The organism is Haemophilus seminalis, assembly GCF_006384255.1.
Taxonomy (GTDB): Bacteria; Pseudomonadota; Gammaproteobacteria; order Enterobacterales; family Pasteurellaceae; genus Haemophilus; species Haemophilus seminalis.
The window spans coordinates 85,668-100,163 of sequence record NZ_VCED01000008.1 but is presented as its reverse complement, the minus strand read 5'-3'; the positions used below and the strand labels follow the sequence as shown (position 1 = coordinate 100,163).

Here is a 14,496-nt window from a genome sequence, read left to right as displayed (position 1 = left end):
TAGCTATAAATAAAACACTACTTAAAAAAGTAATTATGAATTTTCAGTTAAGCACCTATTAAGACTTCAAAATTAAAAATATTTTAAAACAAGTCAATCAACAAGTGCCCACACAGATTGTCTGATACATTGTTAAAGAGCAAAAAACAACGACGCACGTGGAAACTTAAATTCTTCACAACAGTGCGTCGTTGTGTGCGGTGCATTATAGGGATTTTCAAATCCCTTGCAAGTACTTTTTTGTAAAAATATTTAAAAAAATGATCTTTTGATTAAACCTCAATCAATTTATATAAATTTTTCTCCAAAGCTAAACGCCCATCTCATTAATTTGATTAGCGAATTTCTTCACTTTATCCCAATTTGTATATTCGATCTCTTTTTTAGGATCTGTCTCGCCACCAGTAATTTTCATAATAATCTGAATCATAACACGATCAATCCATCTGTATCGTGGATAAAAGAGTGCACCTGCAAATACTGCGGCTAATTTAGGTTTCCATTCTGTACGTTGTAAAAATTTACGTACATAAGTATTACTTTCTGGATTATCTTTGCCCTCTTTACGAGCAGTTAAATTAACCCCAAAAAAAACCGCACTTTTTTGTTCAAGTTGATAACGATTGCTTTCAACAAAGCGATAAAGCGCTTTATTAAAGTGCCCATATCGTATAGATGCACCAACTATTACAAGATCAAAAGACTCAATCGTATAATTTTCCATTAATGCATCTACATAAACCTCTCCATCAATATATCTAGATAAAAAGTCAGCAATTTTTTTCGTCTGTCCATCATGGCTTGAATATAATATTAACGTTTTCATTAGTTTTTCCAAAAAGTAGGTGTAAATAAAGCAAGAAGAGTAAAAATTTCAAGTCGCCCACATACCATTGCGATAATTAAAATCCACTTAGCACTATCGGGTATACTCACCATATTACTATTTACTTCCCCTAGTGCTGGTCCTAAATTATTTAGGGTTGCCAATACGGCATTAAAGGCATTAAAAGGCTCAACACCACAAGCAACGACACCAAGTAAACAGATAATAAACACTAGAAGATAAGCTGAAAAGAATGCCCAAATACTACTAATCACTCTTTCATCTAACACATTTCTTCCCCACTTGATGGGGTAAACTAAATTAGGGTGAACAACACGTTTAAGTTCTCGTTTCCCTTGTAAATACAGTACAAGTATACGCGCAACACGTAAACCACCACCGACAGATCCAGCACAACCGCCCATAAATGAAGCCAATATTAAAAGAACAGGTACAAAAGAAGGCCAAACAGTGAAATCAGAAGTTGTATAGCCCGTTGTTGTTGAAATAGATACCGTCTGGAACAATACTTGCTCAAAATCTTTCCAGGATGAAGTAAAATAATTATGACTCCACATTACTAATGTACATATTATTACTAGTATAGTCTGGATACTTATAAAAAAACGAAATTCAGGGTCACGTAGATAAATCTTAAAAAAATTCTCATGGCCAATGGTCGAAAACGCACGAAAGTGTAATCCAAAATTACAGGCGGAAATCAGTAAAAATAATACGGTGATCAAATTAACTAATGGACTATTGAAATAGCCGATACTCGCATCATGAGTTGAAAAGCCACCGATTGAAACAGTAGAAAAGCTATGAGTTATAGCATCAAAAACTCCCATCCCAGCCAACCAATATGCTAATGCACAAAAAACAGTTAAAGAAATATAAATCACCCAAAGAACTTTTGCTGTTTCAGTAATCCTTGGTCTAATTTTTTGTTCTTTCATTGGCCCCGACATTTCAGCTCTATAAAGTTGCATCCCCCCCACACCTAATAATGGAATGATAGCTATTGCGAGTACAATAATTCCCATTCCACCAAGCCATTGCAAAAATTGACGATAAAATAACATCGCTTTTGGAAGGTTATCCAATCCTCTCATTACTGTTGCACCAGTTGTCGTTAATCCAGAAAAGGCTTCAAATGCTGCTGAAGCAACTGTTAAATTTAGTGCATCAAATAATAAAAATGGTAACGTCGCTAAACCACCTAGAACAAACCAAAATGCGACAACAATTAAAAAACCATCACGAGAACGCAATTCTTGTTTGTAGTGATGGCAAGGCCACCAGAGCAGTACTCCAACAGTCAAGCTAAAAGTAAATGCCTGTATGAAAGCTTTTCCGCCTCCATCACCATAAATCAATGCAATGAATGCCGGAATAAGCATCGTTCCGGAAAAACAGATAATCAGGATACCAATAATTCGTATTATAGATAAAATATGCACAGTTATTCGCCTATTCAATTGATTTAATCACTAGTTTTCCCATTGATTTATCTCTCAATTCTCTAACAAAAGATTCAACCGTTTGTTTACTAATACCCAATGTTAAAAATACTTGGGACTGAAAATTTTGAGCTAATATTTCTACTTCATACTTATCACAAAGTAACTGTACTAGACTCAATTGACTATAATGACAATCTAAACCAAAAAGGGAACGTTCTACTCTTATTTCTGTTTCTAATAATTTCAATGCTTGCTGTACTCCATTACTATAGGCTCTAACTAATCCTCCTGTACCTAACAAAATTCCACCATAATAACGTACCACTATAGCGCTAATTTCACCAATATTACTACCTTGAAGAACACTAAGCATTGGTTTACCCGCCGTACCTGATGGCTCGCCATCATCAGAAAAAGCAAATTGTAAAGAATCTACTGGATTTCCCATTACCGCAGCCCAACAATGATGGCGCGCTGCTCTATGCTCTCGTTTAATCTCTTCCAAAAAAGCTTTAGCTTCAGCGATCCCTGTAGTCTTCTGTAAATAAGTGATAAAACGGCTTTTCTTAATTTCCTCTTCAAAAATAACCTCACTTTTAGGAACAAGATACGCAGACATATTATTTTTGTTCATTTTTGATTACATCAGCCGTCAATAAAACAAGTAATTTATCAAATACAATATATTCACAGTAATAAAAAACCCAGTAAAACCTGGGTTATCATCTAATTATTTCACAACCGTAAATGTTAAAGGACCATATTCCATCTCTCCTAACTTAATAAAGATAGTATATTTACCTCGAGGATCTTTTTGATCAAAACTCCAACAATTTATTACTAATTTCCCATCGTTTAAGGAATCGCGCTGACTCGTTATTGTATGTGTTTTTTTATCTTCAGATGAAGTTACCATTCCTATATCTGATGAAATATAAAAATTTGCTTTAGCTGGAGATGTAAAAATCTCTGTGGCTTGAACTTTCTTTCCAAATGAGCCATTTATTTGCCAGCATAATTGCTGTTTTTTAGAAGAACGTGAAATTTCTAATTTATTCAATAAAACTGGCAGTTTACGTGATACATCATAAACACCTAAATAAAGACGAGATTGTTGTTCTTGAGCATTTGGTGTTTCAGAAAGAGCCACCTGAGCACTTAGACTTGCTGATAATGCAGCAATAATTAAAGCTTTTTTCATCATTATATCCCTCTTAATAGAGGTACTGATTATACAAAAAATCGCACAAAAATCTACCGCACTTTCATTTCACTTACTGAACAACCATAACACCAATACATCCCATATCAGCTAACATTAAATTCGATACACCAAATAAAAATGGGTAATTATTTGAAGAAACCTGATCAAACCGAACTAATATATGTGTTTTTCCTTTTACCCAAACAGTATCTTTCCAGGCTAACTCATCCGCTTGATAAATATGATCATCCTGACTTTCTACGACAAATTTTGCCCCCTGAATAGTAAACCCCACAGGTAAATTAGCATTTAAAATCCAACGCTCTACAGTACCTTTTCGAACCACTACATCAATTCTTCTAGGGTCAAAACGTCTTTGATTAATTAGCCCATTCGTCACATCAATATTGAACTCACGAATTTGCGCTATAGGTTGAGCTAACATTTCTGGTGCATCTGTATCAAAAGTAAGATTTAATGTCTTACTAAAAACTGTAGCTTCACCTTCTGCTCGTAACTCAATAACTGTATTATCCAGTAAATCATCACCACTGCTAAAAATATTTTTTATCTTATCTAACACACCTCGTTTTTTACCATCAATCAATGAAACAGAATCAACCTCACTCATATTAATAAGTACTTCAACTCGTTCTCCTGGAGCAAGAATCACAGACTGAATACTTTTTGCCTTAGGTAAAAAACCCAGATCCTTAGCAATCAATAGCATATTCTGCTCATTATCTAGACGTAAATCATAAGCTCGCGCTAAAGATGCATTTAATAATCGTAAACGAACCCAACCACGAACAACATTTAAATAGGGTGCTTCTACACCGTTAACTAATAAACGATTTCCAACAAAATTTGGTTGATTTTGCTTAAAAAGTTGAAGACCATTACTATTAAATGACATATCCTGTAAAATCAAAGGAATATCATCTATACCATATTTATGAGGAATATTCGCCTGAATACTTTGCTCATCTTCAACTAACCACATTCCTATAAGCCCTCGGTATGTTTGATAAGCCGAATTCGCTAATATAGAAGAACGGTACCAACACGTTGCCGCAGCTTGCTCAATCGGTACTATTGGAGCCCAGGTCTCGCCTTCTTTTAATACCCTAGCAGCACCTCCAAAGAGCTCCCCTGAAGCCTGTAACCCTTGAATGGATAAAGCTATCGATTGTGGCAAATTATTATGGTAATTTAGTTTGGCAAAATTAGTTGATTTGATCTTTATCGTTGGCCCCAAATAATTGCCATTGAATCCCCATGCTGTTACATTATGTTTTCCATCTAATTCATAATTAACTTCCTGCATAGTAAGCACTATTGGACGTCCTCGACGAACTTCTATCAAAGGTGGAACAATTAATTTATCACGTACAGCAGCCCACAATGGCATTGGTAAACTAAAAAGTGCAGCTGAAATAGTAGTATTTTTTAATAATTGACGACGAGAGAAAGTTTGCATTTTAATTCCTTTTCGCAATTTCCATATCTAGTTCAGCAATGCGTTTCTCCATCAAATCATGACAATAAGTAGCAAGATCACGCACATTATCTTTACTGTAACCAGAAACATCAATGGGATCTAACATTTCACAAATCACGATTCCATTATTCCAACGATTTAAATTAATTTTGTTGTGTGTTGTTGAACAAACAACTGGAATAATTGGTACCCCCGCAGAAATTGCTGCATGAAACGCCCCTGTCTTAAAAGGCAATAACCCACGGCCTCGACTACGAGTACCCTCTGGAAACATCCAAATAGACAAATTGTCTTCATTAATTCGGTGAGCAAGTTGCGCCATAGTACTATGAGCTTTAGTCCGATTCTCACGATCTAAAAATATATTACCTGTAATCCAATATAGGATCCCAAAAAAAGGAACCCAAATTAAACTTTTCTTACCAACACTCACAGTTCGCGGACGAACCATATAAGATATCGTCACCATATCATAATTATTTTGATGATTGCCAATATAAATAGCTGGACTTAATTTATTGATAGAATTTGGAAAACGATATTCTACTTTCAAACCAAACAAAGGATGTAAGCGCCCAAACCAACGAGCCATAATCCCTACATTACTCGGATTTTTAAACCTAATAAATGAATAAACTGTACCCAATACACAAATCAGAATACAACAAACTGTAACAATAAAAATTCTAAGTAACTTTAACATATCTTGATCCTATTTAATTTTTTAATTCACATCTATAGTTAATAAACTAAAATATTTTTCAAATTATAACAAATTAAGTTATAGTTTACGTCTATCTAGAAGAGATTAATGGAATATTTATGAAACATTCTTATTTTATTTCTGATTTGCATCTAAGTGAAAAAAAACCTGAATTGACCGCACTTTTTATAAACTTCATACAAAACATCGAGCCAGAAACTGAACGAGTTTATATATTAGGTGATTTATTCGATTTCTGGGTTGGTGATGATGAACAGTCTCCACTAATTATAAAAATAAAGAACTTACTAAAATCCTTGCATGATAAAGGAGTGCAATGTTATTTCCAACATGGAAATCGCGATTTTCTTATTGGAGAGCGTTTTTCAAGGGAAACGGAGGTTGAATTATTACCAGAATACAAGCTCATCAATCTTTACGGAAAAAATATCTTATTATGTCATGGTGATAGCCTTTGTATTGATGATACTGCCTATCAGAAATTTCGCAACAAAGTTAATAATAAGTGGCTACAACGAATATTTCTATGTTTACCATTAAAACTTAGAATAAAAATTGCTGAAAAGATCCGCTCTAAAAGTAATCAAGATAAACAAAAAAAATCAGTAAAAATCATGGATGTAAATAAAACATTCACTATACAAAAAATGCAGGAGTTTAATGTGGATTTGCTAATTCACGGACATACCCATAGAGAAAATATTCATAAAGAAGAGGGAATGACTAGAATTGTTCTGGGAGACTGGCGCAAGGAACATGCATCTATCTTAGAGTTAAGAGAAGATTCTCTCATTCATTTTAAGAAATAATCATGGACTATTAAATAATTTTCTAAAAATCCATAAAAACATATTAGAAACTAAGCTCTTCTACTTTATATCATTAATTCTCTAAATATATAAAAAAACCCACTATAAAGTGGGTTTTTCTTAAAATATCAACTACTATTCCGCAGATGCTGTATCAACAACTTCTGGGCGATCAACTAGCTCAATATATGCCATTGGAGCATTATCACCTGCACGGAAACCACATTTCAAGATGCGAGTGTAGCCACCTGCACGTTGAGCAAAACGTGGACCTAATTCATTGAATAATTTTGCAACAGTTTCAACGTTGCGAGTACGAGCGAATGCTAAACGACGGTTTGCAACGCTATCTACTTTTGCTAATGTAATTAACGGTTCAACTACACGGCGTAATTCTTTAGCTTTAGGCAAAGTAGTCTTAATGATTTCATGACTAACTAAAGCACTTGCTAAGTTACGAAACATCGCTTGGCGATGGCTGCTATTACGGTTTAGTTGACGACCACTCTTACGATGGCGCATGATCTTATCCTTCTCAGAAAAATCTTAACCTATGACCAAACTAGTCTTCAGCAATACTTGCTGGTGGCCAATTTTCAAGGCGCATACCTAGTGACAAGCCACGTGAAGCGAGCACATCCTTAATTTCAGTAAGAGATTTCTTACCAAGATTAGGTGTTTTTAATAATTCAACTTCTGTACGTTGTACTAAATCACCGATATAATGAATTGTTTCTGCTTTCAAACAGTTAGCAGAACGAACTGTCAACTCTAAATCATCTACAGGACGTAATAAAATCGGATCAAATTCCGGTTTTTCTTCCTTAATTTCAGGTTGACGAACATCACGCAAATCAACGAATGCATCGAGTTGCTCTGCTAAGATTGTTGCAGCACGACGAATTGCTTCTTCAGGCTCAAGCGTACCATTAGTTTCTAACTCAATAACAAGTTTATCTAGGTCAGTACGCTGTTCAACACGAGCTGCTTCAACATTATATGCAATGCGATCAACTGGGCTGTAACAAGCATCAACAAGTAAGCGACCAATTGGACGCTCCTCCGCTTGATTATGAGTACGAGCTGAAGCTGGAACATATCCTCTACCACGCTGAACTCGAATACGCATACTGATTGATGCATTTTCGTCAGTTAAGTGACAGATTACATGATTCGGATTCACAATTTCAACATCACCATCATGGATGATATCCGCTGCAACAACAGGGCCAATTCCAGATTTATTTAGTGTCAGAATAACATCATCTTTATTCTGTACTTTAACCGCTAGACCTTTAAGGTTTAAAAGAACTTCAAGAATATCTTCTTGAATACCTTCCTTACTACTATATTCGTGCAATACGCCATCAATTTCCACTTCAGTTACAGCATAACCTGGCATTGAAGACAGAAGGATACGACGTAATGCATTACCTAGAGTATGGCCAAAACCACGCTCTAACGGCTCTAAGATCACTTTAGCATGAGTTGAACTAATTTGTTCAATATCTACTAAACGTGGTTTTAAAAATTCTGTAACAGAACCCTGCATTTTATCCTCTCTTTGCTTTTAAGCTTAACTATTATTTAGAGTAAAGCTCAACGATCAGATGTTCGTTAATATCTGCTGATAAATCAGAACGTTCAGGAACACGTTTGAACACACCTTCCATTTTTGCAGAATCAACTTCTAACCATGTTGGTTTTTCTCTTTGTTCTGCTAATTCTAATGATGCTTTAATACGTGCTTGTTTTTTAGATTTCTCACGAACAGCAACAACATCATTTACAGAAACTTGGAAAGATGGAATGTTAACAACACGACCATTTACAACAATCGCTTTATGGCTCACTAATTGGCGAGCTTCTGCACGAGTTGCAGCAAATCCCATGCGATAAACAACGTTATCCAATCTACCTTCTAATAACACTAATAAATTTTCACCAGTGTTACCTTTTAAACGGTTTGCTTCTTTATAGTAGTTACGGAATTGACGTTCTAAAATACCATAGATACGACGAACTTTTTGTTTTTCACGTAATTGACTACCATAGTCAGACAAACGCGGTTTACGAGCACCATGTTGACCAGGTGCTGTATCAATTTTACATTTTGAATCAATCGCACGCACGCCTGATTTAAGAAATAAATCAGTACCTTCACGACGGCTGAGCTTGAGTTTTGGACCCAAATATCTTGCCATTTTCTTTCTCCAACTATCCTATATACGTCTTAAACGCGACGTTTTTTCGGTGGACGACAACCGTTATGAGGAATCGGAGTCACATCAGTAATATTCGTGATACGAAAACCCGCTGCGTTTAACGCGCGAATTGTAGATTCACGACCTGGACCCGGACCTTTAACCATAACTTCCAAGTTCTTTAAGCCGAATTCTTTAACAATTTCAGCACAACGTTCAGCAGCAACTTGCGCAGCGAACGGGGTAGATTTACGAGAACCACGGAAACCTGAACCACCTGCAGTCGCCCATGCTAGAGCGTTACCTTGACGGTCAGTAATAGTAACGATTGTATTATTGAAAGATGCGTGAATATGTGCTACGCCATCTACGACTTGTTTTTTTACACGTTTACGTGCGCGAACTGGTGTTTTAGCCATTCTTTATTTACCCCGACTATTTTTTGATCGGCTTACGTGGACCCTTACGGGTACGCGCATTAGTTTTAGTACGTTGACCACGTACCGGTAAACTACGACGGTGACGTAAACCACGATAACAACCTAAGTCTAAAAGACGTTTGATGTTTAGTGTTACTTCACGACGTAAATCACCTTCAACGGTAAATTTACCAACTTCGTCACGCAGTTTGTCAATCTGCTCTTCAGACAATTCTCTGATCTTAACATCTTCAGCAATACCCGCTGCAGCACAAATAGCTTTCGAACGAGTCTTACCAATACCGTAAATTGCAGTTAAAGCGATTACAGCGTGTTTGTGATCAGGAATGTTAATGCCTGCAATACGGGCCACTATGCACTCCTATTATTTTAACTAATTTGGTATTCTGATCTTGAAAAGCCCGTTTTCAGGATACTCAAACAGAATACCAAGGACATAAATGAGTTGAGCAGTATAACTGCTCAACTGGTTCTTTGCAAGAAAAAATATGAATTAACCTTGACGTTGTTTATGTTTAGGATCGCTGCACAATACACGTACAACACCTTCACGTTTAACAATTTTACAGTTACGACACATTTTCTTTACGGAAGCACGAACTTTCATTGCTTATCCTTTTCTACTAAATGAACAATTATTGTCCAAAACCTTTAAGGTTTGCTTTTTTCAACGCAGATTCATATTGAGACGACATTAAGTGACTCTGAACCTGCACGATGAAATCCATAATTACAACGACTACAATTAAAAGAGATGTTCCACCGAAGTAAAATTTAACATCCCAAGCCGATGTCATAATATAAGGAACTAAACACACAAACGTTACATAAAGACCGCCAATCAGTGTAAGACGAGTCATAACTTTATCAATATAACGAGAGGTTTGTTCCCCTGGCCTAATTCCTGGAATAAATGCACCAGATTTTTTTAGATTATCTGCTGTATCTCGCGGATTATACTGCATTGCAGTGTAAAAGAAGCTAAAGAAAATAATTGCTACAGCATAAACAAGTAAATAAAGAGGCTGACCAGGATTCAACAACATAGATAAGTTATTTAACCACTCAAACTTATCATTTTGTCCAAACCATTGAGTTAAGGTAGCTGGAAATAAAATAATACTTGAGGCAAAAATTGCCGGCATTACGTTTGCCATATTTACTTTCAATGGTAGATGTGTTGAATGACCACCTAAAATTTGACGACCTTGTTGACGCTTTGCATATTCAACGCGAATTCTACGTTGTCCTCTTTCAACAAAAACAACGAAATAAGTTACTGCAAATACAATAGCTGCGATCAGAAGAAGCACTAATGGATGCATCTGTCCTTGACGAGCCTGCTCAATAGTTTGAAGTATAGCTGATGGTAAACCAGCTACGATACCGCCAAAAACAAGAATTGAAATACCGTTACCAATACCTCTTTCAGTAATTTGTTCACCTAACCACATGAGGAACATAGTTCCAGTTACTAAGCTAACAACTGAAGTGAAGTAAAAACCAAATCCAACATTTGGTACTAAACCAGGTAACATATTTGGTAAACCTGTTGAAATAGCTACTGCCTGAATGGTTGCAAAAACAACTGTCGCATACCGAGTATACTTAGAAATTTTACGTTGACCAGCAGCACCTTCTTTCTTTAATTCTGCTAAAGCAGGAGAAACCGTTGCAAGCAACTGAATTACAATAGATGCCGAGATATACGGCATAATACCTAATGCTAAGATAGATGCACGGCTTAATGCACCACCAGAGAACATGTTAAACATGTCAATGATGGTGCCTTTTTGTTGTTCAACTAATTGAGCTAGCACAGCCGCATCAATACCAGGAACCGGAATGAAAGAACCAATTCGGTAAACGATAAGCGCACCTAAAACGAAAAGTAATCGGCTTTTTAATTCACCTTTACCGCTATTAGTACTTCTTGCTTGATAACCTGGTTGTTTAGCCATTTGCTAATTATTCCTCAACTGAACCGCCAGCAGCTTCAATTGCTGCTTTTGCACCCTTAGTTACACGCAAACCACGAACTGTTACTGCAGATTTCACTTCACCCGCTAAAACTACTTTAGCGAATTGGATATCTTTAGTTAAGATATTTGCTGCTTTTAATGTTTCTAAGGTTACTACATTACCTTCAACTTTGGTTAACTCATTCAAACGAACTTCTGCAGTTACTGCAGCTTTCATTGAAGTAAAACCAAATTTTGGTAAACGACGGTATAACGGCATTTGACCACCTTCGAAACCGCGACGAACACCGCCACCAGTACGAGATTTTTGACCTTTATGACCACGGCCACCAGTCTTGCCTAAACCTGAACCAATACCACGACCAAGGCGTTTAGCGCTATGCTTTGCACCTTCAGCCGGAGATAGAGTATTTAAACGCATCTCTTACTCCTCCACTTTAACCATGTATGAAACTTGGTTAATCATACCACGTACTGCTGGCGTATCAATTAACTCAACAGTGTGGTGCATATGGCGAAGACCAAGACCACGCAAGGTAGCTTTATGCTTCGGTAAACGAGCAATTGAGCTACGAACTTGTGTTACTTTAATAGTTTTAGCCATTATTCATTACCCCAAGATTTCATCAACAGTTTTACCGCGTTTTACAGCAACCATTTCTGGTGATTTCATGTTTGCTAATGCATCAATAGTTGCACGAACAACGTTAATTGGGTTGGTAGAACCATACGCTTTAGAAAGAACGTTACGTACACCTGCAACTTCCAATACTGCACGCATTGCACCACCCGCGATGATACCTGTACCTTCGCTTGCTGGTTGCATAAATACACGTGAACCAGTATGAACACCCTTAACTGGATGCTGTAATGTACCCTCATTCAAAGCAACGTTAATCATATTACGACGTGCTTTTTCCATTGCTTTTTGGATCGCTGCTGGAACTTCGCGTGCTTTACCATAACCAAAACCTACTCGGCCATTACCATCGCCCACCACAGTTAATGCAGTGAAACTCATAATACGACCACCTTTTACAGTTTTTGATACACGGTTTACTGCGATTAGCTTCTCTTGCAGTTCACCAGCTTGTTTTTCGATGTTTGACATCTCAATTTACCTCATTAGAACTGTAGACCAGCTTCACGTGCAGCGTCCGCTAAAGTTTGGACACGACCATGATATTTAAAACCGGAACGATCAAAAGCAACAGCTTGAACGCCTTTTGCTAATGCGCGTTCTGCAACAGCTTTACCTACTGCAGCAGCAGCATCTTTATTACCGGTGTATTTTACTTGCTCACGAATTGCTTTCTCAACAGTTGAAGCAGCGGCAAGCACTTCTGAACCGTTTGGTGCAATAACTTGTGCATAAATATGACGTGGAGTGCGGTGAATAACTAAACGAGTTACACCTTGCTCTCTCATCATATGACGAGCACGAGCTGCACGACGGATACGAGCTGATTTCTTATCCATAGTGTTACCTTAATTATTTCTTCTTAGCCTCTTTGATACGTACCACTTCATCAGCGTAACGTACCCCTTTACCTTTATAAGGTTCAGGACGGCGATAAGCACGAATATCTGCTGCAACTTGACCGATCAACTGTTTGTCTGCACCTTTCAATACGATTTCGGTTTGAGATGGACATTCTGCAGTAATACCTGCCGGCAAAGTGTGCTCTACTGGGTGAGAATAGCCTAAACTTAATGCAATTGCGTTACCTTTAAGTTGAGCTCTGTAACCTACACCCACCAATACTAATTTTTTAGTGAAACCTTCAGTAACACCGATAACCATTGCATTAACTAATGCACGTGCAGTACCCGATTGAGCATTTGCTTCAACAAAACCTTCACGTGGAGTGAACGTAAATTGTCCGTTATCTTGTTTTACTTCAACTGATTCATGAATTTTGCGAGATAACTCGCCATTTTTACCTTTTACTGTTAATAGCTGACCGTCGAGTTTAACTTCAACGCCGGCAGGAATATTAACAGGTGCCTTTGCAACACGAGACATTTTCCTACCTCTCTATTAAGCTACATAACAGATGATCTCACCGCCTAAACCTGCTTGACGAGCAGCGCGGTCAGTCATAACACCTTTAGATGTAGAGATAACTGCAACACCTAAACCGCCCATAACTTTTGGTAATTCATCTTTACGTTTGTAAATACGAAGACCAGGACGACTTACACGTTGGATGCTTTCTACAACTGGTTTGCCTTGGAAATATTTTAAAGTAATTTCCAATTCAGGTTTAGCACCTTCTAAAACTTTTACGCTTTCGATATAACCTTCAGCAGCTAATACGTTGGCAATTGCCACTTTTAGCTTGGAAGAAGGCATATTGATTGCAACTTTGTTCGCAGCTTGACCGTTACGAATACGGGTCAGCATATCTGCGATTGGATCTTGCATACTCATTGTACTTTTTCTCCGATTCCAAAATAAAGTGGTATATTACCAGCTCGCTTTTTTAAGGCCTGGGATTTCACCGCGCATTGCAGCTTCACGAACCTTAATTCGGCTTAAACCAAACTTACGTAAAACGCCATGAGGACGTCCAGTTTGGCGGCAACGGTTACGTTGACGAGATGGGCTAGAATCACGTGGTAAAGTTTGTAACTTTAACACTGCATCCCAACGATCTTCATCAGAGGCATTGACATCAGAAATGATTTTCTTTAATTCAACACGTTTTGCGTAGAATTTTTCAGCCAATTTAACGCGTTTTACATCGCGTGCTTTCATTGATTGTTTAGCCATTATAACCTGCCTTATTTACGGAATGGAAAATTAAAGGCAGCAAGTAGCGCTTGACCTTCTTCATCATTCTTAGCAGTAGTTGTGATAGTGATATCTAAACCACGTACATGATCTACTTTATCGTAATCGATTTCAGGGAAGATGATTTGTTCACGCACACCCATGCTATAGTTACCACGACCATCGAATGATTTCGCGCTTAAACCGCGGAAGTCACGAATACGTGGAACAGCAATTGTAATTAAACGTTCAAAGAACTCCCACATACGCTCACCGCGTAGTGTTACTTTACAACCGATTGGATATCCCTGACGGATTTTAAAGCCAGCAACAGATTTACGAGCTTTAGTTACTAAAGGTTTTTGACCGCTGATTGCTGCTAAGTCCGCTACTGCGTTGTCTAGCAATTTTTTGTCGGTCAATGCTTCACCCACACCCATATTCAGGGTAATCTTTTCGATTCGTGGGACTTGCATGACAGATTTGTAGCCGAATTTATTTTTTAATTCGCTTACTACTTGATCTCTGTAGTAATCATGCAGTTTCGCCATCGCATTACTCCAG

General features: G+C 37.3%; 22 protein-coding genes. 1 reads left to right on the top strand and 21 read right to left on the bottom strand.

The window, feature by feature from the left end:
- Positions 1-310: 310 nt before the first annotated feature.
- The 6 genes from hemG to FE813_RS09740 form a co-directional block, all read right to left on the bottom strand.
- Complete coding sequence (gene hemG, locus FE813_RS09765) at positions 311-826, bottom strand: menaquinone-dependent protoporphyrinogen IX dehydrogenase (protein WP_139990365.1); 516 nt, start codon at positions 824-826, stop codon at positions 311-313.
- The gene (locus FE813_RS09760) at positions 826-2,289 is read right to left on the bottom strand and encodes a TrkH family potassium uptake protein (protein WP_139990364.1); all 1,464 of its coding nucleotides are present in this window, start codon (positions 2,287-2,289) and stop codon (positions 826-828) included. Before FE813_RS09760 ends, hemG begins: the two co-directional genes overlap by 1 nt.
- A 10-nt stretch (positions 2,290-2,299) precedes the next feature.
- Positions 2,300-2,911: a YigZ family protein gene (locus FE813_RS09755; RefSeq protein WP_139990367.1), complete on the bottom strand. Its 612-nt coding sequence runs from the start codon at positions 2,909-2,911 to the stop codon at positions 2,300-2,302.
- A gap of 111 nt (positions 2,912-3,022) precedes the next feature.
- Positions 3,023-3,496 (bottom strand): PM0630 family protein, encoded by a 474-nt coding sequence (locus FE813_RS09750; RefSeq protein WP_235898367.1) that lies wholly within the window; start codon positions 3,494-3,496, stop codon positions 3,023-3,025.
- 70 nt (positions 3,497-3,566) lie between these two features.
- The gene (locus FE813_RS09745; protein ID WP_139990363.1) at positions 3,567-4,976 is read right to left on the bottom strand and encodes a multicopper oxidase domain-containing protein; all 1,410 of its coding nucleotides are present in this window, start codon (positions 4,974-4,976) and stop codon (positions 3,567-3,569) included.
- A gap of 1 nt (position 4,977) precedes the next feature.
- The gene (locus FE813_RS09740) at positions 4,978-5,700 is read right to left on the bottom strand and encodes a 1-acylglycerol-3-phosphate O-acyltransferase (RefSeq protein WP_139990362.1); all 723 of its coding nucleotides are present in this window, start codon (positions 5,698-5,700) and stop codon (positions 4,978-4,980) included.
- Positions 5,701-5,819: 119 nt separating this feature from the next.
- On the opposite strand from FE813_RS09740, the gene lpxH reads away from it, so the two are divergent.
- Entirely contained in the window at positions 5,820-6,530 is a 711-nt protein-coding gene (gene lpxH, locus FE813_RS09735; RefSeq protein ID WP_139990361.1) for a UDP-2,3-diacylglucosamine diphosphatase, read from the top strand.
- Positions 6,531-6,665: 135 nt separating this feature from the next.
- Here lpxH and rplQ read toward each other — a convergent pair whose 3' ends face one another.
- The 15 genes from rplQ to rplE all read right to left on the bottom strand — a co-directional run bounded on the left by rplQ (position 6,666) and on the right by rplE (position 14,483).
- On the bottom strand, positions 6,666-7,052 hold the full coding sequence (rplQ, locus tag FE813_RS09730) for a 50S ribosomal protein L17 (protein WP_065264904.1): 387 nt from the start codon (positions 7,050-7,052) through the stop codon (positions 6,666-6,668).
- Between the two features lie 40 nt (positions 7,053-7,092).
- Entirely contained in the window at positions 7,093-8,082 is a 990-nt protein-coding gene (locus tag FE813_RS09725; RefSeq protein WP_139990360.1) for a DNA-directed RNA polymerase subunit alpha, read from the bottom strand.
- A gap of 31 nt (positions 8,083-8,113) precedes the next feature.
- The gene (rpsD, locus tag FE813_RS09720; protein ID WP_005625866.1) at positions 8,114-8,734 is read right to left on the bottom strand and encodes a 30S ribosomal protein S4; all 621 of its coding nucleotides are present in this window, start codon (positions 8,732-8,734) and stop codon (positions 8,114-8,116) included.
- A 29-nt stretch (positions 8,735-8,763) separates the two neighbouring features.
- Positions 8,764-9,153 (bottom strand): 30S ribosomal protein S11, encoded by a 390-nt coding sequence (gene rpsK / locus FE813_RS09715; protein ID WP_005543603.1) that lies wholly within the window; start codon positions 9,151-9,153, stop codon positions 8,764-8,766.
- A gap of 16 nt (positions 9,154-9,169) precedes the next feature.
- On the bottom strand, positions 9,170-9,526 hold the full coding sequence (gene rpsM / locus FE813_RS09710) for a 30S ribosomal protein S13 (protein ID WP_005625867.1): 357 nt from the start codon (positions 9,524-9,526) through the stop codon (positions 9,170-9,172).
- Positions 9,527-9,667: 141 nt separating this feature from the next.
- Positions 9,668-9,781 (bottom strand): 50S ribosomal protein L36, encoded by a 114-nt coding sequence (gene rpmJ, locus FE813_RS09705; protein ID WP_005625868.1) that lies wholly within the window; start codon positions 9,779-9,781, stop codon positions 9,668-9,670.
- Positions 9,782-9,809: 28 nt separating this feature from the next.
- Positions 9,810-11,135, bottom strand: coding sequence for a preprotein translocase subunit SecY (secY, locus tag FE813_RS09700; protein ID WP_005625869.1), 1,326 nt, complete (start codon positions 11,133-11,135; stop codon positions 9,810-9,812).
- 7 nt (positions 11,136-11,142) lie between these two features.
- A complete protein-coding gene (gene rplO, locus FE813_RS09695; RefSeq protein ID WP_005625870.1) occupies positions 11,143-11,577 on the bottom strand; it encodes a 50S ribosomal protein L15 in 435 nt (144 codons plus the stop codon).
- A gap of 3 nt (positions 11,578-11,580) precedes the next feature.
- Positions 11,581-11,760 carry a 50S ribosomal protein L30 gene (gene rpmD / locus FE813_RS09690; protein ID WP_005543631.1) on the bottom strand — a complete coding sequence of 60 codons (180 nt, stop codon included), beginning with the start codon at positions 11,758-11,760 and terminating at the stop codon, positions 11,581-11,583.
- 6 nt (positions 11,761-11,766) lie between these two features.
- On the bottom strand, positions 11,767-12,267 hold the full coding sequence (gene rpsE / locus FE813_RS09685) for a 30S ribosomal protein S5 (protein WP_139990359.1): 501 nt from the start codon (positions 12,265-12,267) through the stop codon (positions 11,767-11,769).
- A gap of 14 nt (positions 12,268-12,281) precedes the next feature.
- Positions 12,282-12,635 carry a 50S ribosomal protein L18 gene (rplR, locus tag FE813_RS09680; protein WP_005625873.1) on the bottom strand — a complete coding sequence of 118 codons (354 nt, stop codon included), beginning with the start codon at positions 12,633-12,635 and terminating at the stop codon, positions 12,282-12,284.
- Between the two features lie 13 nt (positions 12,636-12,648).
- Positions 12,649-13,182 carry a 50S ribosomal protein L6 gene (gene rplF, locus FE813_RS09675; protein ID WP_005625876.1) on the bottom strand — a complete coding sequence of 178 codons (534 nt, stop codon included), beginning with the start codon at positions 13,180-13,182 and terminating at the stop codon, positions 12,649-12,651.
- 15 nt (positions 13,183-13,197) lie between these two features.
- On the bottom strand, positions 13,198-13,590 hold the full coding sequence (gene rpsH / locus FE813_RS09670; protein WP_005625877.1) for a 30S ribosomal protein S8: 393 nt from the start codon (positions 13,588-13,590) through the stop codon (positions 13,198-13,200).
- 36 nt (positions 13,591-13,626) lie between these two features.
- Entirely contained in the window at positions 13,627-13,932 is a 306-nt protein-coding gene (rpsN, locus tag FE813_RS09665) for a 30S ribosomal protein S14 (protein ID WP_005625879.1), read from the bottom strand.
- A gap of 11 nt (positions 13,933-13,943) precedes the next feature.
- Positions 13,944-14,483 carry a 50S ribosomal protein L5 gene (rplE, locus tag FE813_RS09660; protein ID WP_139990358.1) on the bottom strand — a complete coding sequence of 180 codons (540 nt, stop codon included), beginning with the start codon at positions 14,481-14,483 and terminating at the stop codon, positions 13,944-13,946.
- Between the last annotated feature and the right edge of the window lie 13 nt (positions 14,484-14,496).